The organism is Pseudomonas antarctica, assembly GCF_001647715.1.
Lineage (GTDB): Bacteria > Pseudomonadota > Gammaproteobacteria > Pseudomonadales > Pseudomonadaceae > Aquipseudomonas > Aquipseudomonas antarctica_A.
In genome coordinates, this window is record NZ_CP015600.1 from 1,720,228 (window position 1) to 1,739,494 (window position 19,267).

20 protein-coding genes and 1 riboswitch are annotated in these 19,267 nt (G+C 60.5%); of the genes, 10 read left to right on the top strand and 10 right to left on the bottom strand.

Annotation, left to right across the window (positions count from 1 at the left end; translation table 11 throughout):
• Positions 1-4: 4 nt before the first annotated feature.
• Positions 5-1,072: a putative urea ABC transporter substrate-binding protein gene (locus A7J50_RS07890; protein ID WP_064451297.1), complete on the bottom strand. Its 1,068-nt coding sequence runs from the start codon at positions 1,070-1,072 to the stop codon at positions 5-7.
• Between the two features lie 60 nt (positions 1,073-1,132).
• Positions 1,133-1,234, bottom strand: a riboswitch (guanidine-I (ykkC/yxkD leader).
• A 421-nt stretch (positions 1,235-1,655) separates the two neighbouring features.
• Between A7J50_RS07890 and A7J50_RS30490 the strand changes: the two genes are divergently transcribed.
• Positions 1,656-1,973, top strand: coding sequence for a hypothetical protein (locus A7J50_RS30490; protein ID WP_082895844.1), 318 nt, complete (start codon positions 1,656-1,658; stop codon positions 1,971-1,973).
• A gap of 163 nt (positions 1,974-2,136) precedes the next feature.
• Positions 2,137-2,568, top strand: a complete 432-nt coding sequence (locus A7J50_RS07895) for a DUF3757 domain-containing protein (protein ID WP_064451298.1) — start codon at positions 2,137-2,139, stop codon at positions 2,566-2,568.
• Positions 2,569-2,575: 7 nt separating this feature from the next.
• Here the strand turns inward: A7J50_RS07895 and A7J50_RS07900 are convergent, their stop codons facing one another.
• Positions 2,576-3,688, bottom strand: coding sequence for an enoyl-CoA hydratase/isomerase family protein (locus tag A7J50_RS07900; RefSeq protein ID WP_064451299.1), 1,113 nt, complete (start codon positions 3,686-3,688; stop codon positions 2,576-2,578).
• Between the two features lie 135 nt (positions 3,689-3,823).
• Here A7J50_RS07900 and ung point away from each other — a divergent pair, with 135 nt between their 5' ends.
• On the top strand, positions 3,824-4,516 hold the full coding sequence (ung, locus tag A7J50_RS07905) for a uracil-DNA glycosylase (RefSeq protein WP_064451300.1): 693 nt from the start codon (positions 3,824-3,826) through the stop codon (positions 4,514-4,516).
• A gap of 129 nt (positions 4,517-4,645) precedes the next feature.
• On the opposite strand, the gene A7J50_RS07910 is transcribed toward ung, so the two are convergent.
• The 5 genes from A7J50_RS07910 to A7J50_RS07930 form a co-directional block, all read right to left on the bottom strand.
• Complete coding sequence (locus tag A7J50_RS07910) at positions 4,646-5,677, bottom strand: AbrB family transcriptional regulator (RefSeq protein WP_064451301.1); 1,032 nt, start codon at positions 5,675-5,677, stop codon at positions 4,646-4,648.
• The gene (locus A7J50_RS07915; protein WP_064451302.1) at positions 5,670-7,184 is read right to left on the bottom strand and encodes a tripartite tricarboxylate transporter permease; all 1,515 of its coding nucleotides are present in this window, start codon (positions 7,182-7,184) and stop codon (positions 5,670-5,672) included. The genes A7J50_RS07910 and A7J50_RS07915 overlap by 8 nt, the downstream gene beginning before the upstream one ends.
• Before the next feature lies 1 nt (position 7,185).
• Positions 7,186-7,644, bottom strand: coding sequence for a tripartite tricarboxylate transporter TctB family protein (locus tag A7J50_RS07920; protein WP_064451303.1), 459 nt, complete (start codon positions 7,642-7,644; stop codon positions 7,186-7,188).
• A gap of 130 nt (positions 7,645-7,774) precedes the next feature.
• Positions 7,775-8,758 carry a Bug family tripartite tricarboxylate transporter substrate binding protein gene (locus A7J50_RS07925; RefSeq protein WP_064451304.1) on the bottom strand — a complete coding sequence of 328 codons (984 nt, stop codon included), beginning with the start codon at positions 8,756-8,758 and terminating at the stop codon, positions 7,775-7,777.
• A gap of 34 nt (positions 8,759-8,792) precedes the next feature.
• On the bottom strand, positions 8,793-10,082 hold the full coding sequence (locus tag A7J50_RS07930; RefSeq protein ID WP_064451305.1) for an OprD family porin: 1,290 nt from the start codon (positions 10,080-10,082) through the stop codon (positions 8,793-8,795).
• Between the two features lie 235 nt (positions 10,083-10,317).
• Between A7J50_RS07930 and A7J50_RS07935 the strand changes: the two genes are divergently transcribed.
• Complete coding sequence (locus A7J50_RS07935) at positions 10,318-10,989, top strand: response regulator (RefSeq protein WP_064451306.1); 672 nt, start codon at positions 10,318-10,320, stop codon at positions 10,987-10,989.
• Positions 10,982-12,367: a sensor histidine kinase gene (locus A7J50_RS07940; protein WP_064451307.1), complete on the top strand. Its 1,386-nt coding sequence runs from the start codon at positions 10,982-10,984 to the stop codon at positions 12,365-12,367. The genes A7J50_RS07935 and A7J50_RS07940 overlap by 8 nt, the downstream gene beginning before the upstream one ends.
• Here A7J50_RS07940 and A7J50_RS07945 read toward each other — a convergent pair whose 3' ends face one another.
• Entirely contained in the window at positions 12,368-13,189 is an 822-nt protein-coding gene (locus A7J50_RS07945) for an HDOD domain-containing protein (RefSeq protein ID WP_064451308.1), read from the bottom strand.
• Positions 13,190-13,226: 37 nt separating this feature from the next.
• Positions 13,227-14,168 carry a YgfZ/GcvT domain-containing protein gene (locus A7J50_RS07950; RefSeq protein WP_064451309.1) on the bottom strand — a complete coding sequence of 314 codons (942 nt, stop codon included), beginning with the start codon at positions 14,166-14,168 and terminating at the stop codon, positions 13,227-13,229.
• A gap of 140 nt (positions 14,169-14,308) precedes the next feature.
• Between A7J50_RS07950 and A7J50_RS07955 the strand changes: the two genes are divergently transcribed.
• Together A7J50_RS07955 and A7J50_RS07960 are read left to right on the top strand one after the other, a co-directional pair.
• A complete protein-coding gene (locus A7J50_RS07955) occupies positions 14,309-14,563 on the top strand; it encodes a succinate dehydrogenase assembly factor 2 (protein ID WP_053254893.1) in 255 nt (84 codons plus the stop codon).
• The gene (locus tag A7J50_RS07960) at positions 14,547-14,993 is read left to right on the top strand and encodes a protein YgfX (RefSeq protein WP_064451310.1); all 447 of its coding nucleotides are present in this window, start codon (positions 14,547-14,549) and stop codon (positions 14,991-14,993) included. Before A7J50_RS07955 ends, A7J50_RS07960 begins: the two co-directional genes overlap by 17 nt.
• On the opposite strand, the gene nadB is transcribed toward A7J50_RS07960, so the two are convergent.
• A complete protein-coding gene (nadB, locus tag A7J50_RS07965) occupies positions 14,962-16,578 on the bottom strand; it encodes an L-aspartate oxidase (RefSeq protein WP_064451311.1) in 1,617 nt (538 codons plus the stop codon). The genes A7J50_RS07960 and nadB overlap by 32 nt on opposite strands.
• Before the next feature lie 464 nt (positions 16,579-17,042).
• Between nadB and rpoE the strand changes: the two genes are divergently transcribed.
• From rpoE to A7J50_RS07980, 3 genes are read left to right on the top strand one after another with little or no spacing between them, the layout of a single operon-like run.
• On the top strand, positions 17,043-17,624 hold the full coding sequence (gene rpoE / locus A7J50_RS07970; RefSeq protein ID WP_003172477.1) for an RNA polymerase sigma factor RpoE: 582 nt from the start codon (positions 17,043-17,045) through the stop codon (positions 17,622-17,624).
• 32 nt (positions 17,625-17,656) lie between these two features.
• A complete protein-coding gene (locus tag A7J50_RS07975) occupies positions 17,657-18,244 on the top strand; it encodes a sigma-E factor negative regulatory protein (protein WP_003172479.1) in 588 nt (195 codons plus the stop codon).
• A gap of 16 nt (positions 18,245-18,260) precedes the next feature.
• Positions 18,261-19,220: a MucB/RseB C-terminal domain-containing protein gene (locus tag A7J50_RS07980; RefSeq protein WP_064451312.1), complete on the top strand. Its 960-nt coding sequence runs from the start codon at positions 18,261-18,263 to the stop codon at positions 19,218-19,220.
• The last annotated feature ends 47 nt before the right edge of the window (positions 19,221-19,267 follow it).

Sequence of the window (19,267 nt, forward strand, 5' to 3'; positions counted from 1 at the left end):
CCTCTTACAGCGTGCCGTCGGCGGCCATCTGCACGTAGCGGGGGTCGAACTGCAGCTTGAGGTTGGTTTTGTCGCCGCTGGTCACGCCGTTGGCGAAGCTCATGCCCACGGCGCTGGTGTCCTTGGCACCTTCGCCGAGCAGGCCGTGTTCAAACGAGAACTCGGCGACCTTGCGCATGGTGGCGGGCAACTGCGCGCTGGTGGCGAAGGCCAGGGCTTCCTTGGGCGTGGCGAACAGCTTGGTGGTGTCCAGTTGCGACTGGAAACCCTTGAGGTCGGTGCCGGAGGCTTTGGCCATGTGCTCCAGCGCGTCGGTGCTGGCAGCGTTTTTGGCGTTCATCAGCGCAACCACTTCGAACCAGGCGCCGGTCAACGCTTTGCCCAGCTTGGGGTTGTCTTTGAGGGTCTGGGTGTTGACCACCATCATGTCCATGATTTCGCCGGGCACTTTGCTGGAGTCGAACACTTCGGTGACGCCCGGTTTGGCCTTGATCTCAGAGAGCATCGGGTTCCAGGTGGTGACGGCTTGCACCTGGTCGGTGTTGAAGGCCGCGGCGATATCGGCGTCGGAGGTGTTGACTACTTTCAAGTCTTTTTCGGTGAGATCGGCCGACTCCAGGGCGCGGGCCAGCAGGTAGTGGGACACCGAGAGTTCCACCAGGTTGACGTTCATGCCCTTGAGGTCCGCCACGGTCTTGCCGGTGCCCTTGATCACCACGCCATCGTTGCCGTTGGAGAAGTCGCTGACCACCAGCGCGGTGCTGTCCACGCCTCCGGCGGCAGGAATGGTCAGGGCGTCCATGTTGGTCATGGTGCAGCCGTCGAACTGGCCGGCGGTGTACTGGTTGATGGATTCGACATAGTCATTGAGCTGCACCATGTCGATCTTGATGCCGTACTTCTTGGCCCACTTGTCGAGGATGCCTTGGCTGCCGGCGTACTCCCACGGCATCCAACCGGCGTAGATGGTCCAGCACACACTGAAGTGGTCTTTGGGGGCGGCTTGGGTGTGAACGCTCATCAAGGCGGCAAAGGCGGCGGCGAGCAGGGCGGGTAAACGGATTGAGGGCATGGGGCTTCTCCAGTTGATCAAGGGCGAGCAGGAGCAACGCGGCACCGTGAACGGTGGCTTGTCTCCCGGGCTTTTATCCCGCCGTGTAACCTCAACTGGAGGTCGCCAACTCTCGGACCAGCCACTCGCGATCAGCGAGCCGGAACCCTAGTCAGCCATTGCAAATTGTGGTGCCGCGAACCTGTAATAAATCCTGCACGAGGGAGGTAAAGCGAGAGTCGTGCCAAGTGAGGCAAGCGCCCGGCTTTTCAGCCCGGCATGGGCGCCGTGGGGCTTGCGCGCGAAGGGTTGTGCGTCAGGTCGGTGCGCCGGCGCACAGTAATGAGGCGATTACCGCTGTAACTAGCTGACCAGGCCATTCAGCGTGGATGCCGCAGTGCTGACAGAAACCCGGTTGTTGGAAAAGGTCAGTCCCAGGGCGTTGGCGAGCCGGACGACACCTGGCTGCAGCGCAGATGTACCAAGTTGTTACAGAAACGCACCAGATTCGGTTTTTGATGTCAGATGTTTCGTCATTCAGTGAAAGATGAATGCCGCCCTCCAGCGTCGCTGGAGGTGCTCTCCCGCGGTCCAGGAGGCCGCCATGTATCGACGACTGCTGCTTAGCGCTTTATTCGGCCTGACCCTTTCTGCGTGTGTGCCTTATTACGATGGCGGCGCCACTTACTATCGCTCGGAGGTCTATACCGCACCGGCGCCGGCCTATTACTACGGTTGCCCCACCTACTCGTATGGACGCAGTTACTACGCGCCGCCGCGTTACTACCAGCCAGCGCCGCGTTATTACCCAAGGCCTGCTTACCGGCCGTACCCGAACCAGGGCTGGGGAGGCGGTCACTGGGGCAATGGTGGCCGAGGTCGTGGATCTGATCATGGAGGGGGGCGCGGCGGCCACCGGTAGCAGGTCTGGACGTGAGGCGGCGCATCAAGCGCCGCTTTTTTTGCGCTGCGGTTTATCGGTACTGTCAGTTTTAACAGCTATCGTCAGTGTTTCAGATGCAGTTCACTGTGGGAGCGCCGTTGTGCGTGTCCAGGAACCAGTGGGCTAATGGAACCAGCGCCTCATGATCAAACAATTAGTGTGTGCAGTCTTTTTTACGACAGCCGGGATTACACCGCTCAAGGCAGAGCAGGGCTGTCCGTATCCCTCATCGATCAAATATGCGGACGGTTATTTCCAAGCCTCCAGCGGGCAGTCACTCTGGCAAAGCCCCAAGGTCGACGTGGATGATTTTGCCGATCGTTTCATTGGCGCACTCTTCACGCCGGGCAAAGGGCAGGAGCGGGAAAACGGCCACCTGGACAAGTGCCTATACCGCATGGGCAACGGCCAGATGATGGCTTTGCGGTATGACACGCCGGGGAAGCTCGACACCATGTCACTCACGGCCACTTTGCATTGGCAACTCACCACTGATCCGTTGAATCAGGACGTCTACATCTGCCAGGACAGCCAGCCGGACAATTGTTCATTCACGGTCAGGCGGCTGCACTGATCACCTGTCAGTAGTCTGATAAGTCGGCCAGTGGGTTTCTGCCTTCCCACGCCTTGGTAAAGTGCGCCTGGACTACGGCGTCCGGGACTGTGTTGATATCGGGCCAATGCCAATGGGGCTGCTGGTCCTTGTCGATCAAACGCGCCCGCACGCCTTCGCTGAACTCCGGGTAACGGCAGCAATTGAGACTCAGGGTGTATTCCATCTGGAACACTTGGGCCAAAGACAGGTGCCGAGCCCGCTGGATCTGTTCCCACACCAGGTGCGCAGTCAGCGGGCAACCTTCACTGAGTGTCTTGCCGGCGCGGCTGAAGAGTGGGTCGGCATGTTCGCGCAACGGGCTCAAGGCTCGCCAGGCACTCTGCACATCACCCACATCGAGCCATTCATCGATTTGCGCACGGCGTGGTAACCATTGCGCCTCGGGTTGCTGGCTGACGGCTTCCTGGGCCAGCGCCTTGAGCAGGCTGTTGAGCTGCATGGCGGTTTGTTCCTGCCAGTTCAGTTGCAGCAGGCCTTCGATCAATTCTTCTTGCTGGTCATCGCGCAGGAAACGGTCAGCCAGGCCCAGGTCCAGCGCATCACGACCATTGATGTGCGCACCGGTGAGGCCAAGGAATAAACCGAGTTTGCCCGGCAGCCGCGACAGGAACCAACTGGCCCCGACATCCGGGTACAGGCCGATGCTGATCTCGGGCATGGCCAGGCGGCTGCTCGGTGTGACGATACGCACCGACGCGCTTTGCAGCAGGCCCATGCCACCGCCCAACACATAGCCGTGGCCCCAGCAAATCAGTGGTTTTGGGTAGGTATGCAGGCGATAGTCGAGGCGGTATTCGGCAGCGAAGAACTGCGCGGCCAGGGCAGGCACTTCGCCGGGGAGTTCACGGCAGGCCTCGGCCAGGCTGCGGACTTCACCGCCGGCGCAAAAGGCTTTTGGCCCATTGCCGCGTAGCAGCACGCAGACGATATTCGGGTCTTTGGCCCAGGCATCCAGGCGATCGCTCAAGGCCAGGATCATGGGCAAGGAGAGCGCATTGAGGGACTTTTCAGCGTCCAGGCTGGCGATGCCGAGGCGGGCACCGTCGCTGCCGGTCAGCTCTTCGAAGTGCAGGTTCATCGTGACCTCAATCGAGAAAGTGAAGGTTCAGTATGATCGCTTCAACGGAAAGTGCCGGTTGTGTATCAGATCAATTGACAAGCGGGGTCGGCTTTCCTAGGGTTCGCCCATTCTTTTTTACACGATGAACACACCATGACCGAAGGCGACCGTATCAAACTCGAACCCAGCTGGAAACATGCCCTGCGGGATGAGTTCGACAAGCCCTACATGGCCGAACTGCGCGAATTCCTGCGCCAGGAGCATGCCGCCGGCAAAGAGATTTACCCGCCGGGTCCGCTGATTTTCAATGCGCTTAACTCCACGCCGCTGGACAAGGTCAAGGTGGTGATCCTCGGCCAAGACCCGTACCACGGCCCTGGCCAGGCCCATGGTCTGTGTTTTTCGGTGCAACCGGGTGTGCCGACGCCGCCGTCCCTGGTGAATATTTACAAAGAGCTCAAGCGCGACCTGAACATCGACATTCCCAACCACGGTTGCCTGCAAAGCTGGGCCGATCAGGGCGTGCTGATGCTCAACACCACCATGACCGTGGAGCGCGCCACTGCCAACGCGCATGCGGGTAAAGGCTGGCAGTTCTTTACCGACCGAGTTATCGAAGTGGTCAGTGAGCACCAGCCGCACCTGGTGTTCCTGTTGTGGGGTGCCCACGCGCAGGGCAAACAAAAGCTGGTGGATGCGACCAAACACCTGGTGCTGACGTCAGTGCATCCGTCGCCGCTTTCGGCGTATCGCGGGTTTCTGGGGTGCGGGCATTTCAGCCGGACCAACAAGTTTCTTGAGCAGAATGGTGAGGCGCCGATTGAGTGGCGGTTGCCGCCACTCTAAGGTTCAACACCGTCCAATGTGGGAGCTGGCTTGCCTGCGATGGCATCCCCTCGGTCTGACTGAAACATCGAGGTGCCTGCATCGCAGGCAAGCCAGCTCCCACCTTGGAATTCAGTGAAGGCTTTAAACTTATTCCGGCTGGCGGTTCCAGTGCCGGAACAGCGGCTCCGCCAGAAACAGCACAAACAACAAGCGCATGACCTGCATCGCCGTTACCAAAGGCACCGACAGTTGCAGGGTCTCGGCGGTGAGGCTCATTTCGGCAATGCCGCCCGGCATCATGCCCAGCGTCAGTGAGCGCAAGTCCAACTGCGTCAGGGCGCTCAAGCCCACTGCCGCCAATGTCGCCAGCGCCATTGTCAACGCCGTACCTACCAGCGTACGGGCCATGAACGACGGTGCCCGACGAAAGAACTGACGGTTGAAGTGGCAGCCCAAACCGCTGCCGATCAGCCATTGACCGATCTGGCTGCCGCCGTCGGGCAAGCCGATATGCAAGTCCCAGACAACACTGGCAGTCGCGCTTACCAGCAGCGGCCCGAACAACCACGGGTTGGGCTGGCGCAAACGCTGCCAGCCCCAGGCCACCAGTGCGCCAAGCGGAAACAGTAGCGCCAGCCACGTCCAGCTCACGGGCGCCGGATGAAACTGCGGCGCACCGCCTTCCAGCAAATACTTGAAAATCGCCGGCACACACAGCACCACCACCAGCACGCGCAAACTCTGCCCTGCCGCGACACGGCTGAGCACCGCGCCGTTGCGTGCGCCGAGGTTGACCATCTCCCCGGAGCCGCCCGGCATGCTGGAGAAAAACGCAGTGGCGCGGTCTTCACCGCTGCGGCGCATCAACCACACGCCGACGATGCTCGACACGCTGGTGATCAGCGCGCCGAAGAAAATCAGGCCGAAGTGGCTCATCACCTGCTCGATCACCACCGGGGTGAAGTGCAGGCCGATGCCGATGCCCACCACCCATTGGCCGCATTTGCGCCCGCCGGGAATCTCCGCCAACTGCCACGGCGTCAGGCAGCGCACCAGAATGATCGCCAGCAACGAGCCGACCATATACGGCAAAGGCCAGCCGACGAGGCTGGCCAGGTAACCGCCGGCCAGGCCGACCAGCGGTGTTGCCCACCATTGTTTAAAGGTGACCTCAGACATCGGCCAGGGCACGACGCTGCAGGGCACGTTTACGGTAGATACGCACCAGCGGGAAGGCCAGCATCAGCACGGTCAGCACCCACACCCCGAACGTGATCGGGCTTGACCAGAGGATGTCCAGCGCACCGTTGGAGATCGACAGTGCACGGCGCAGGTTTTGCTCCATCAGGCCACCGAGGATAAAGCCCAGCAGCACCGGCGACAGCGGGAAGTCCAGCTTGCGCAGGAGGTAGCCGAAGATGCCGATGCCGACCATCAGGAACAGGTCGAAGGTGGTGGCGTGAACCGCGTACACACCGATCGCGGTGATGATGGCGATCACTGGCACCAGCGCCCAGTTCGGCACGGCGAGGATGCGCGTGAAGATGCGGATCATCGGGATGTTGAGGATCACCAGCATGATGTTGGCGACAAACAACGAAGCGATCAGGCCCCAGACGATGTCCGGCTGTTGTTGGAACAGCAGTGGGCCGGGGGTGATGTTGTACAGCGACAGGGCGCCGATCATCACCGCCGTGGTGCCCGAACCTGGCACGCCCAGGGTCAGCATCGGCACCAGCGCGCCGCACGCGGAAGCGCCGATCGCGGTTTCCGGCGCAGCGAGGCCGCGCATGTCACCCTGGCCGAATTTACCGCTGGCACCGGCCAGGCGTTTCTCGGTCATGTAGGCAACTGCTGACGCCAGCGTTGCACCGGCACCTGGCAATACGCCCATGATGAAGCCCAGCAGGCCGCAGCGGATGTTAACCACGAACACCGAGGAAGCTTCCTTCAGGTTGAACATCATCCGCCCAGTGGCCTTCACCGCTTCCTGGCCACGGTGGGTTTTTTCCAGCAGCAAAAGAATCTCGCTGATGGAGAACAGGCCCAGCACCAACACCACAAATTGAATGCCATCGGTGAGGTGGATGTTGTCGCCGGTAAAGCGGTACACGCCGCTGTTGGCGTCGATACCGACGGCCGAGAGGAACAGGCCGATCAGCGCTGCAACAAATGTCTTCAGCGGTTTGTCACCGGCCATGCCGCCGAGGCAGACAATCGCGAAGACCATCAGTACGAAATATTCCGCCGGGCCGAAGGCAATCGCCCATTTGGCCAACAAAGGCGCAAACAGCACCATGCCGCAGGTGGCGATGAACGCGCCGATGAATGAACTCCATGCCGACAACGACAGCGCTACACCGGCCAGGCCTTTGCGGGCCATCGGGTAGCCGTCGAGGGTGGTCATCACGGTGGAGGCTTCGCCAGGGATGTTCAACAGGATCGAACTGATACGGCCGCCGTACTCGCAGCCCAGGTACACCGCTGCCAGCAGGATCAACGCCGATTCCGGCGGCAGGCCCAGGGCGAACGCGATGGGGATCAACAAGGCCACGCCGTTGATCGGGCCCAGGCCCGGCAGCAGGCCGACCACGGTGCCGATCAAGGTGCCGCACAGGGCGGTCACCAGGTTATAAGGGGTCAGTGCAACGCCGAAGCCCTGGCCCAAATAGCTGAACGTATCCATATCAGTTCTCCAGAACTTCAAGCAGGCCGAGGGGCAGCGGTACATCCATGGCTTTATCGAACAGCAGGTAAAGGCCGATAGCCATCAAGGTGACGATCACCACGCTCGGCAACCAGCGGCCGCCATACAGGCGTGCCATCGGGATGCCGATCAGCATGCTGCTGAGGATGAAACCCAGGGACTCGAAGGTCGCGGCAAACACGATCAACAACGTGACGCAGATACCGATCTTGACCAGCGTGTCGCGGTCCAGGGCGGGTTCTTCCTCGGTGTGCTTGGTCGGTTGTGGGCGGAACAGCATGTAGATCAGGCCCAGGCTCATCAGCCCGAGCATCAGCAGTGGGTAGGCACGAGGCCCGACCGGCTCGTAGGAAAATGCCGCCTGATACGGCCAGGCCATCAGCGCGAGACCGGCGCAGGCCAGCAGCATCACCGAGGCGAAAATGCGTTGTAAGAGCATAGGAAACTCCTTGGAGACTCTTGTAGGCGCGCGCTTGCTCACGAAGAACGCAAGGACGCCGCGTGTATCCAGGCAGCACGCGTCATCGTTGAAGTCTTTCGCGGGCAAGCCCGCTCCCACGGAGGGGCGTTTACTGGATCAGGCCGAACTCTTTGGCCAGCACTTTGTAGTCAGCCACCTGTTTCTTCACGTAGGTGTCCAGCTCCGGGCCGGTCAGGGCGAACGGGAACAGCTCGCGCTGGTCACGCAGCTTGGCGAAGTCTTCGGAGGCCAGCAGTTTGTCGAACGCGTCTTTCCACCAGGCGTAGTCGGCGTCGCTGACTTTTGGCCCGAGGTAGAAGCCGCGAACTACCGGCCAGACGATGTCGTAGCCTTGCTCTTTGGCGGTAGGAATATTCTTCATTTCCGGCTCGTCCAGGCGCTCTTCGGCGAACACGGCGAGCAGGCGCATGTCGCCGCTGAGGATGTGCGGCATGGAGTCGGAAATGTCGGTACTGCCCACCTGGATATGGCCACCGAGCAGGGCGGTGGCGATTTCGCCGCCGCCTTCGAGGGCCACATAGCGCAGTTCACGCGGGTTGATCCCGGCGGCCTTGGCAATCAGTGCGGTTTGCATCCAGTCCTGGCTGCCGACGGTGCCACCGGAACCGATCACTACGCTGCCTGGATCTTTCTTCAAGGCTTTTACGAGATCGTCGAGGGTCTTGTAGGGCGAATCGCTTTTGACGGCAATGGCACCGTAACTGGTGCCCACCGCCGCCAACCAACGCACGGCGCTTTCATCGAAACGACCGAATTTGCCTTGGGCCAGGTTCAACAGTGAACCGCTGGACCAGGCCACCAGCGTGCCCGCATCCGCCGGGCGCTGTGCTACCACCGCGTTATAGGCCACCGCGCCCACGCCGCCGGGCATGTAGGTGACGCGCATCGGCTTGCTCAGCAACTTCTCGTTGACCAGCGCGCTTTGCGCCAGTTTGCAGGTCAGGTCAAAACCACCGCCGGGCGAGGCCGGGGCGATGCACTCCGGGCGTTTGGGTTCGTCGGTGGCCAGCAGTTGGCCGGCGAACAGCATGCAGCCGGCGGCGAGGGCCAATTTACGCAGTGAATAGGTCATTTTTATCTCCGTCTTTGTTGTTATTAGAGGCTACTTACCAAAGTGCGAGGCTATAACTCACCAGCACGCGTACTTCATCCGCATCACGGGCCGAATAGTTGGAACGGTACGTGGCGTTACGCAGGCGCAGGGCGACATCCTTGAATGTGCCGCTTTGCACGATGTAGCGGATCTCGCTGTTGCGTTCCCACTCTTTGCCGGTCTCACCGTTCCTGAGCTTGATGTTGTCACCCGACAGGTAACGGCTCATGAAACTCAGGCCGGGAATCCCGAGCTTGGCGAAATCGTAGTCGTAGCGCGCTTGCCAGGAGCGTTCTTCGGCGCCGGCAAAGTCGTTGATCTGCACGAAGTTGACAAGGTACGGATCGCTCCCATCCACGTAGGGAAAGGCGCTATCGCCAGACATGTGCTGGTAGCCGGCGCTGAGCTTGTGGCCGTTGAGGGCATAGCTGAACAGACCGTTGAGGGATTTGTTGTCGATCTTGCCGCCACGGGCGCTGCCGGTGTCATCGCTGATGGCCAGGCGCAGGTCGGCGCCGAAGGTGCCAGGGCCCATCGGGCGTGAGGCCACCAGGCCGAGGAAGTGCTGGCGGTAGACGTCGTCGAGTTGGGCGAAGTGGTAGCTGCCGGTGATCTTGTCGGCGAATTTGTAGTCCACGCCACCGAAGTTGAAGTGCTTGCCGGTGGCGCCGCTGACGAAGCGGCTGTTCTTGTTGTTGAGGGCGATGTCTTCGTAGTCGGTGGAGTCGCGGTCCTTGGCTTTGTCCAGGCGGCCACCGGTAAACACCAGGTTCTTGAATTCTTTGGACGTGAGCAATCCGCCGTTGAAGGTCTGCGGCAGAATGCGCCCGTCATTGGGCTTGAGGATCGGCAGTTCGGGGATCAGCGCGCCGATTTTGAGCTCGGTGGCGGAGATCTTCACTTTACCGGTCAGGCCAAGTTTGGAGTATTCGTCGACAGCCCGACCATTGTCGGTGGGCAGCAAGCCAGAGCCGGTGCGGTCGGGGCTGGAGTCGAGCTTGACGCCGAGCATGCCCAATGCATCCACGCCGAAGCCGACGGTGCCGTCGGTGTAGCCCGATTGCAGGTTAAGCATAAAGCCCTGGGCCCATTCATCGCGCTTGGATTGCTGCGCACTGGTGCCGTCGCGAAAGTCGCGGTTGAAGTACATGTTGCGGGTTTCCAGGGTGCCGCTGCTGTCTTCGAAGAAGGCAGCCTGGCTCAGCGGCGAGAAGCCGGCAAGGGCAGTGGCACTGGCAAGGGCGGTGTGGGCAAGGCGAGAAAAACGAACAGGCGGGCAAGCCTGGGGCTGTGTCGACAGCATCGTTGTGAACTCCGTTATTGTTCTTATTTTGGCGAAAACGCTTCGAGGCGTTTTTCTGGCGCTACGGATCAGGTAGCTCGGCGGGCATTGCCCACCGTGGCTGGATGCTAAAGGGCGAAGCTTTCACTAACCTTTCAGCTGTCTTTCAATGTTTTCGGGCTTCACAGGGCAGGCGGCGCCTGTAAACTGCCCGCCAAAGCGTGGCGTCGACCATGCCCGAATGAGGTGAAAAACCATGCGTGTCCTCTTGGTTGAAGACCATTTGCAACTCGCCGAAAGTGTTGCCCAGGCGCTCAAGAGCACGGGTTTGACCGTCGACGTGTTGCACGATGGGGTGGCCGCGGACCTGGCCTTGAGCAGCGAGGAATACGCGGTGGTGATTCTCGATGTAGGGCTGCCGCGCATGGATGGTTTTGAGGTGTTGGCGCGTTTGCGGGCGCGTGGGAAAAATCTGCCCGTGCTGATGCTCACGGCGCGCAGTGATGTGAAAGACCGCGTGCATGGCCTGAACCTGGGGGCCGATGATTATCTCGCCAAGCCCTTTGAACTGACCGAGCTGGAAGCACGGGTCAAGGCACTGTTGCGCCGCAGTGTGTTGGGCGGGGAGCGCCAACAGGCGTGCGGCGTGCTGGTCTACGACCTGGATACCCGACGCTTCACGGTTGGCGGCGAACTGATGACATTTACTTCCCGCGAGCAGGCGGTGCTTGAAGCGCTGATCGCCCGGCCCGGCCGCGTGATGAGCAAAGAGCAACTGGCCTCTCAGGTCTTCGGCCTGGATGAAGAAGCCAGCCCCGACGCCATCGAAATCTATGTGCACCGCCTGCGCAAGAAGCTCGATGGCCAACCCATCGCCATTGTGACGTTCCGCGGCCTCGGCTATTTGCTGGAAGCGCGCGATGCATAAGCCCAGCAGCCTGCGCTGGCGCCTGCTGTGGAACCTGGCGCTGTTGCTGGTGGTGTTGATGCTGGCCAGCGGCATGAGTGCCTACTGGAATGGGCGCGAAGCCGCCGACACCGCCTATGACCGCACCTTGCTGGCCTCGGCGCGTACCATCGCCGCCGGGTTGACCCAGGTGGACGGCACCCTGAGCGCGAATGTGCCTTATGTGGCGCTGGACACCTTCGCCTACGACAGCGCCGGGCGCATTTATTATCAGGTCAATGACATCAATCAGAAGCTGATTTCGGGCTACGAAAACCTCCCGGGCCCGCCGCCCGGCACGCCGCGCACCGACGACTACCCGGCGTTGGCGCGGTTCTATAACGCCATGTACCAGGGCCAGCATGTACGCGTGGTCAGCCTGCTCAAAGCGGTCTCCGAGCCGAACATGAATGGCATGGCGGAAATTCGTGTCGCGGAAACCGATGAAGCGCGCGAGAGCATGGCCCGCAGCCTGTTGGCCGACACGTTATTGCGTTTGGGGATGTTGGCCGTCGGCGCGTTGCTGCTGGTGTGGTATGCCGTGAGTGCGGCGCTGCGGCCGTTGGAGCGTCTGCGTACGGCAGTGGAAGAGCGTCAGCCTGACGACTTGCGGCCGTTGCCGCTGGTAGAGGTGCAACACGAGTTCGGCCCACTGGTGCGTTCCCTCAACCACTTCACCGAGCGTTTGCGCGGCCAGTTTGAGCGGCAGGCGCAGTTTATCGCCGACGCCGCCCACGAACTGCGCACCCCGCTGGCGGCGCTCAAGGCCCGGCTGGAGCTGGGCCTGCGCAGCGACGCTCCGGCGACATGGCGCAGTACGCTGGAAACCGCCGCCCAAGGCACCGACCGTTTGACTCACCTGGCCAACCAATTGTTATCGCTGGCGCGCATCGAAAATGGCGCGCGGGCGATTGCCGAAGGTGGCGCGCAATTGCTCGACCTCAGCCAACTGGCGCGGGAGCTGGGTATGGCCATGGCACCGTTGGCCCATGCGCGCGGCGTCGCCCTGGCGTTGGAGGCGGATGAGCCCGTGTGGTTGCGCGGCGAGCCGACATTGTTGAATGAGTTACTGAGCAACCTGGTCGACAACGCGCTGGCCCACACACCCTCGGGCGGCAATGTGATCCTGCGGGTTTCGGCGCCAGCCATTCTGGAAGTCGAAGATGATGGCCCAGGCATCCCGCTGGATGAGCGGGACCGGGTATTTGAGCGTTTTTATCGCCGCAGCCAGCAGGGCATGGGTTCTGGTTTGGGGCTGGCGATTGTCGGGGAGATCTGCCGCGCGCACCTGGCGCAGATCAGCCTGCATGATGGTGAGTTGGCGGGATTGAAGGTGCGGGTGAGTTTTATCGCGGGTTGATCAGTAAAACATCGAGCGCGCTTCATCCAACTCGGCACGCAGGGCCTCGCTGTAGGGGTCGAGCCGCAACTTCTTGATCGCCGGCAGGCTGGAAACGGGCACATTCGCCAGCGGATGATCGGTGCCTCGGTGGCAATACAGCACGGCGACCTGCACCAGATCGATGTAGTCCAGGCTCGCGGAGTCGCGCTCCAGGTCCAGGTATTGCCCGGGCAGCTTCGCCAGCATCTCCGGGAAGTCCCAGCCACCGAGCAGTTTGTCCCCAAGCAACGGGTGGATGCTCTCGATGACGTGGTTGAGGCTGACAGGGTCGGCGAGCAGTTCGTAATGATCTTCGGCGTACGTGAGAATGGGCAGCACGCCAATCTGATGCACCAGCCCGCCGAGGGCCGCCTGGTCCGGTTTGAGATGGCTGTGGCTGCGGCACAAGACATAACTCACACCGGCCACTTCCAGGCTACGGCGCCACACTTCGCGCATTTTCAGCTCAACGACTTCGGAGCGGGCGTGGAAGATTTGTTCCATCACCAGGCCGATGGCCAGGTTGCTGCTGTAGTTGGTGCCCAGCCGGGTGATGGCGGTGTGCAGGTCGGTGACTTCCTGGGTCGCGCGCAGCAGCGGGCTGTTGACCACTTTGATCAGGCGCGCCGACAGGGCGGTATCGCGACCGATCACTTTGCTCAAGTGGCTGATGCTGATCTCCGGGTCTTCGGCGGCCTGACGAATTTTCAGGGCCACTTCCGGTAATGTCGGCAGAACCAGGTCATCGTTGTCGATGGCCATCACCAAAGCCTGTTGGACTTTTTCCGCCAGCTTGTTCATTCATGCTCTCTAGGGTGTTGCAAAAAAGGTACGGCGATTAACGCTGGATCTCTTTATCGCGATCCAGTTGGTAAGGCACGTCGAGCAGGTGCAAACCGGGTCCTTCCAGAGTGCCTAAGTGCACATCGCCGCTCTCGGCTGCTTCGGCTTGCAGCACGGCCAGAAGTTCAATCGATTGATCAGCTTTTGCCGCGATCACGACTTCCCCGATCGCGCTGTTGTGGTTGGGCGAGAACAGCGCAGTGCCTGGCTCGGGCAGTTCGGCCGCATTGAGGCTCAAGCGGTAGAGGCGACGCTTGAGCTTGCCCAAATACTGCATGCGCGCGACGATTTCCTGACCGGTGTAGCAGCCTTTCTTGAAGCTGACGCCGCCGACGGCCTGCAGGTTGAGCATCTGCGGGATGAACAGTTCGCGGGTTTGCGGCATGACCTGGCCGATGCCTGCGCGGATCTGGCCCAGCAGCCATTCATTCAAGTCAGCGTGTTGCAGTTGGCTGGCCAATTGATTGCGTACGGTTTCCGCTTGCTCGGCCGGCACCCAGAGTTCAGCGCGGGCGGGTGAGACGCGAATGGCGATCAGCGTGTCTGTGCGGGCGACGCTGTCGGTTTCGGCTGGCAGCTCAAGGCCGAGGCTGGCCAGGGCCTGGTCCGCATTCGACAGGCCGAAACGTACCCAGGCGGCGCTTTCGTCGGTGAGCTTGGATTTGGAGAACACTGCGTATTTTTTCAGATCGGCCAGTTGCGGTTCGAGCAGTTCGGTGGCCATGGTCATGAGCACGCCATCACCTTGCAGGAGGATGCGAAAACTCGACTGCATGCGGCCTTTTTGCGTGCAGCGCGCGCCCAGGCTGGCCTGGGTGTCGCTCAGGTAGTTGAGGTTGCAGGTCAGTTGCCCTTGCAGGAACTTGGCAGCGTCGGAGCCGCGGACGGCGAGAACGCCTTCGTGGTGCAGGGCGCAGAAAAAAGCAGAGTCGGCCATGGGTCATCGCAGGTCAAAAAGTCATGCGTGCATCATAGAGGGGCGTTCGGTAAATGGATAGTTTCCGTATGAGGCGACCAAAGCCGACTGGTCCGCTGCCGTCGGGGCTGTATACTTGCGCCCTATTTGAGGAGCGCTCCATGGTCGAAGAAGTAGAAATCAATCGCCTCTACTGGCACAGCCGTCGCGGCATGCTGGAGTTGGATGTGTTGTTGGTGCCTTTCACCAGAGAGGTGTACAAGACGCTCAATCAGGTGGATCGCGAACTCTACGAGCGGCTGCTGACTTGCGAAGACCAGGACATGTTCGGCTGGTTCATGGAACGCGCCGAATCTGAAGATCCGGAGCTGCAGCGCATGGTTCGTAAGATTCTGGACCGTGTCCAGCCCAAGTAATCGCTTCGAATGCCGCTGGCAGGCCTCTCGGCTGTTGCTGGCGGCGTATCTGCTTGCCCAGGTGTTCGCGCTGGGTGCCTTGCTTGTTGTTGACTTACCTTTCTCCAGCGTTGGCATTTTGTTGTGCCTGGCTCACGCTGCGTGGGTCTTACCGCGTCATATCCTGCTGACCCACCGTTCGTCGATTCGTGGCCTGCGCCGCGACGAAGATGGCTGGCAGTTGTTCAGCCATGAGCGAGGCTGGCACAGTGTTCAGCTACGCCCAGATAGCCTGGCATTGCCGCTGATCGTGGTACTGCGCTATCGGGTGCAGGGCGAATGGCGGGTGCGCTCGATCTGTGTGCCGATGGATTCGCAGGCCGCCGATGTGCATCGGCGCCTGCGGGTACGCTTGAAGTTCAGCCGCCGTAGGTGGTTGGCACCAGAATAGTGTCGCGGGCCTCAGGCAGCATCTGCGGGTAGTCGAGGGTGTAATGCAGGCCGCGACTTTCCTTGCGCTCCATGGCTGAGCGGATCATCAGTTCGGCGACTTGGGCCAGGTTGCGCAACTCAATCAAGTCGCGGCTGACCTTATAGTTGCTGTAGAACTCGTCAATCTCATCCAGTAGCAACCGCACGCGGTGTTGAGCGCGTTGCAGGCGCTTGTTGGTACGCACAATGCCGACGTAGTCCCACATGAAACGGCGCAGTTCGTCCCAGTTGTGGGCGATGATCACGTCTTCGTCCGAGTCGGTCACCTGGCTGGCGTCCCAGCGCGGCAAGGCGGCGGGCACGGGGATGCGTGGCAGTTGCTCGAGGATGTCGGCTGCCGCAGAGCGGGCGTAGACAAAACATTCGAGCAGTGAGTTGCTCGCCATGCGGTTGGCGCCATGCAGGCCGGTAAAGCTGGTTTCGCCAATCGCATACAGGCCGGGTACGTCGGTGCGGCCATGCTGGTCGACCATCACGCCGCCGCAGGTGTAGTGCGCGGCCGGCACCACGGGGATCGGGCCTTTGGTGATATCGATGTTGAACGCCAGGCAGCGCTCGTAGACGGTGGGGAAGTGAGTCTTGATGAAGGCTTCGGGCTTGTGGCTGATATCGAGGTAGACGCAGTCGATGCCCAGGCGCTTCATTTCGTGGTCGATGGCGCGGGCGACGATATCCCGTGGTGCTAATTCTGCGCGTGGGTCGAAGCGCTGCATGAAACGCTCACCATTCGGCAGTTTCAGATGTGCGCCTTCACCGCGTAGGGCTTCGGTGATCAGGAAACTCTTGGCTTGCGGGTGATACAGGCAGGTGGGGTGGAACTGATTGAATTCCAGATTGGCCACCCGGCAGCCCGAACGCCAGGCCATGGCGATGCCATCACCGCAGGCGCCATCGGGGTTGCTGGTATAGAGGTAGACCTTGGCCGCGCCGCCCGAGGCGAGAATGGTGAAGCGTGCGCCGTAGGTGTCGACTTCACCGCTGGCACGATTGAGTACGTAGGCGCCGAGGCAGCGTTCGCCGTCCAGGCCCAGGCGTTTTTCCGTGATCAGGTCGACGGCGACACGCTGCTCCAGCAATTCGATGTTGGGGCGTTGGCGGGCTTGGTCGAGCAGGGTCTTGAAGATCGCCGCGCCGGTGGCGTCGGCGGCGTGGATGATGCGGCGATGGCTGTGGCCGCCTTCACGGGTCAGGTGAAACTCGAAGCCGCCGTCGTCACTGCCAGCGTGTTCGTCGCGGGTGAACGGCACGCCCTGATCGATCAGCCATTGGATGGCTTCGCGGCTGTGCTCGACGGTGAAGCGCACGGCGTCTTCGTTGCACAGGCCGCCGCCGGCGTTGAGGGTGTCCTCGACGTGGGATTGCACTGTATCGGTGTCGTCCAGTACCGCCGCGACACCGCCTTGGGCCCAAAATGTCGAGCCGTTGGCCAGATCACCCTTGCTCAGGACGGCAATGCGCAGGTGGCCGGGCAGGGTCAGTGCCAGGCTCAAGCCGGCCGCGCCGCTGCCAATCACCAGAACATCGTGTTGAAACTGTTGGCTCATTTGAAGGATTCCGCAAAAAGCGATCCACAGGGGTTGGCGCAAACAGGACGCCTGGATCGGCGAATCAAAGGGTCACACGGGCCACTAGTATATAGAGGGGGGGAGCGGCACAATAGCCGGGCATTCGTGGCAATGTGAAATTACGGTGCACGGCGAGGGGCTGACTGACTGGTTATTGAGGTGGGAACTTTTTGCATAAGCCCCGACTCAATAGCAGGTTGCCCGAAAGCTGGGAAAACGTTGAGTTTATTGGCCCGTCGGGAGCATTGGACGCGTCAGAAGACCGGCGACAAGATTATTCGCGCAGCCGGCCTAGCCCGCGCTGCGTTTTTCGTGTGTGCCAAATCAGTGCATGCCGGAAACTTGCTTGGAGGGGGAGAACTTTTGCGAAAAGTCCTAGTCTATGTTTGCAAGCCTGATCGTTTAGTTATGCAAGCCTCCTTCAAGTACAACGAGGAGTGTTCATGCTAACCCAGGAAGAGGATCAGCAGCTGGTCGAGCGCGTTCAACGCGGCGACAAGCGCGCATTTGATCTGCTAGTGCTGAAATACCAGCACAAAATTCTCGGGTTGATCGTGCGGTTTGTGCACGACACCCATGAAGCGCAGGACGTTGCACAGGAAGCCTTTATCAAGGCGTACCGTGCACTTGGCAATTTCCGCGGTGATAGTGCGTTTTACACGTGGCTATACCGTATCGCCATTAACACGGCGAAGAACTATCTGGTGTCTCGCGGACGCCGCCCACCTGATAGCGATGTAAGTTCAGAAGATGCAGAATTTTACGATGGTGATCACGGCCTCAAAGATCTCGAGTCGCCGGAGCGTGCATTGCTGCGCGACGAGATCGAAGGCACCGTTCATCGCACAATTCAGCAACTGCCAGAAGATTTGCGTACGGCGTTAACTTTACGTGAATTCGATGGTCTGAGTTACGAAGACATTGCGAGCGTCATGCAGTGTCCGGTGGGGACTGTAAGGTCACGGATTTTCCGGGCCCGGGAAGCCATCGATAAAGCCTTGCAACCGTTGTTGCAGGAAAACTAAAGACAGCGGCGACAGCCAAGAGAGGAACCGCCATGAGTCGTGATGCCCTGCAGGAATCGCTGTCCGCAGTGATGGATAACGAAGCGGATGAACTGGAACTTCGTCGAGTGCTCAATGCATTTGATGATGCTGAAACCCGTGATACCTGGTCTCGTTACCAAGTCGCTCGGGCGGTGATGCACAAGGATCTTCTAATCCCTCGTCTGGATATTGCTGCGGCCGTTTCTGCCGCGCTGGCTGATGAAGCCGTTCCGGCAAAAGCTGCTCGTGGCCCTTGGCGTAGCCTGGGTCGCCTGGCAGTTGCTGCCTCGGTGACTGTTGCCGTGTTGGCCGGTGTTCGCCTGTACAACCAGGACGAAATCGCCGGTGCCGAACTGGCCCAGCAGACTCAGCAACCGGTCATGGCCGGTCCGCAAGTCAAAGGCCCAGCGGTACTGGCCGGCTACAAGGAAAGCTCTGATACCACAGGTCCTATGGCCAATGGTGTACTTCAAGGGCAATCCGGCTGGCAGGACCAGCGTCTTCCAGGCTACCTGCGCCAACACGCACAGGAATCGGCACTGAAAGGCACTGAAAGCGCTCTGCCATACGCTCGTGCAGCAAGCCTGGAAAACCGCTAAACCGTTAAGGGGCCCTATGCGCGCCATACCGCTCCTTACGCTTTTGCTCAGTGGTTGTTTTGCACTATCCGCCCATGCCGACGAAGCCCAAGACTGGCTGACTCGACTTGGGCGTGCAGAGCAGCAGCAAAGCTTTGCAGGTACGTTCGTCTACGAGCGTAACGGCAGTTTTTCTACCCATGACATCTGGCATCGTGTCCAGGACGGTCAAGTCCGTGAGCGGCTGTTGCAGCTCGATGGTTCTGCCCAGGAACTGGTGCGGGTAAATGGAAGAACTCAATGTGTCAGTGGCACATTGGTTGCCGGCCTTGGCAATTCGCCTGACGCGCCTTCGCGCGCACTCGACCCGCTAAAACTCACCCAATTCTACGAACTGGCCGTCATTGGCAAATCTCGTGTGGCTGGTCGTAATGCGGTGATTGTGTCGATCACTCCGCGCGATCAATACCGTTATGGCTTCGAGTTGCACCTGGATCGTGAAACCGGGCTGCCGCTTAAATCTTTGTTGCTCAATGATCAGGGCCAGTTGTTGGAGCGCTTTCAGTTCACGCGGCTGAACACGTCGCCAGCACTAACGGATCGCGACTTGCAGCCCAGTGGCGAGTGCACGGCTGTAGCGGTTTCGAACGGTAAAGCGCCCGAAGTACCCGCCACCCAGGCATGGCACTTGGACTGGTTGCCCCCTGGCTTCCAGCTCACCAACAGCATCTCGCGAAAAGATACCCAGACCAAAACCACCGTCGACAGCCTGATGTATGGCGACGGGCTGGCGCGCTTTTCAGTGTTTCTTGAATCGACCGATGGTGCGAGCGTGAGCGAAACACGCACCCAACTCGGTCCGACTGTTGCCGTGTCTCGCCGCCTGAACACCGTAGATGGCGAAGTCATGGTGACGGTTGTCGGAGAAATCCCTATCGGCACCGCTGAGCGTATCGCGCTGTCGGTGCGCGGCGAAAAGACCGCCGCCAAGCCGTGAATCGTTAATCTTATGTTCATCCTGATCTTTCAATGTGAGCCGATGCT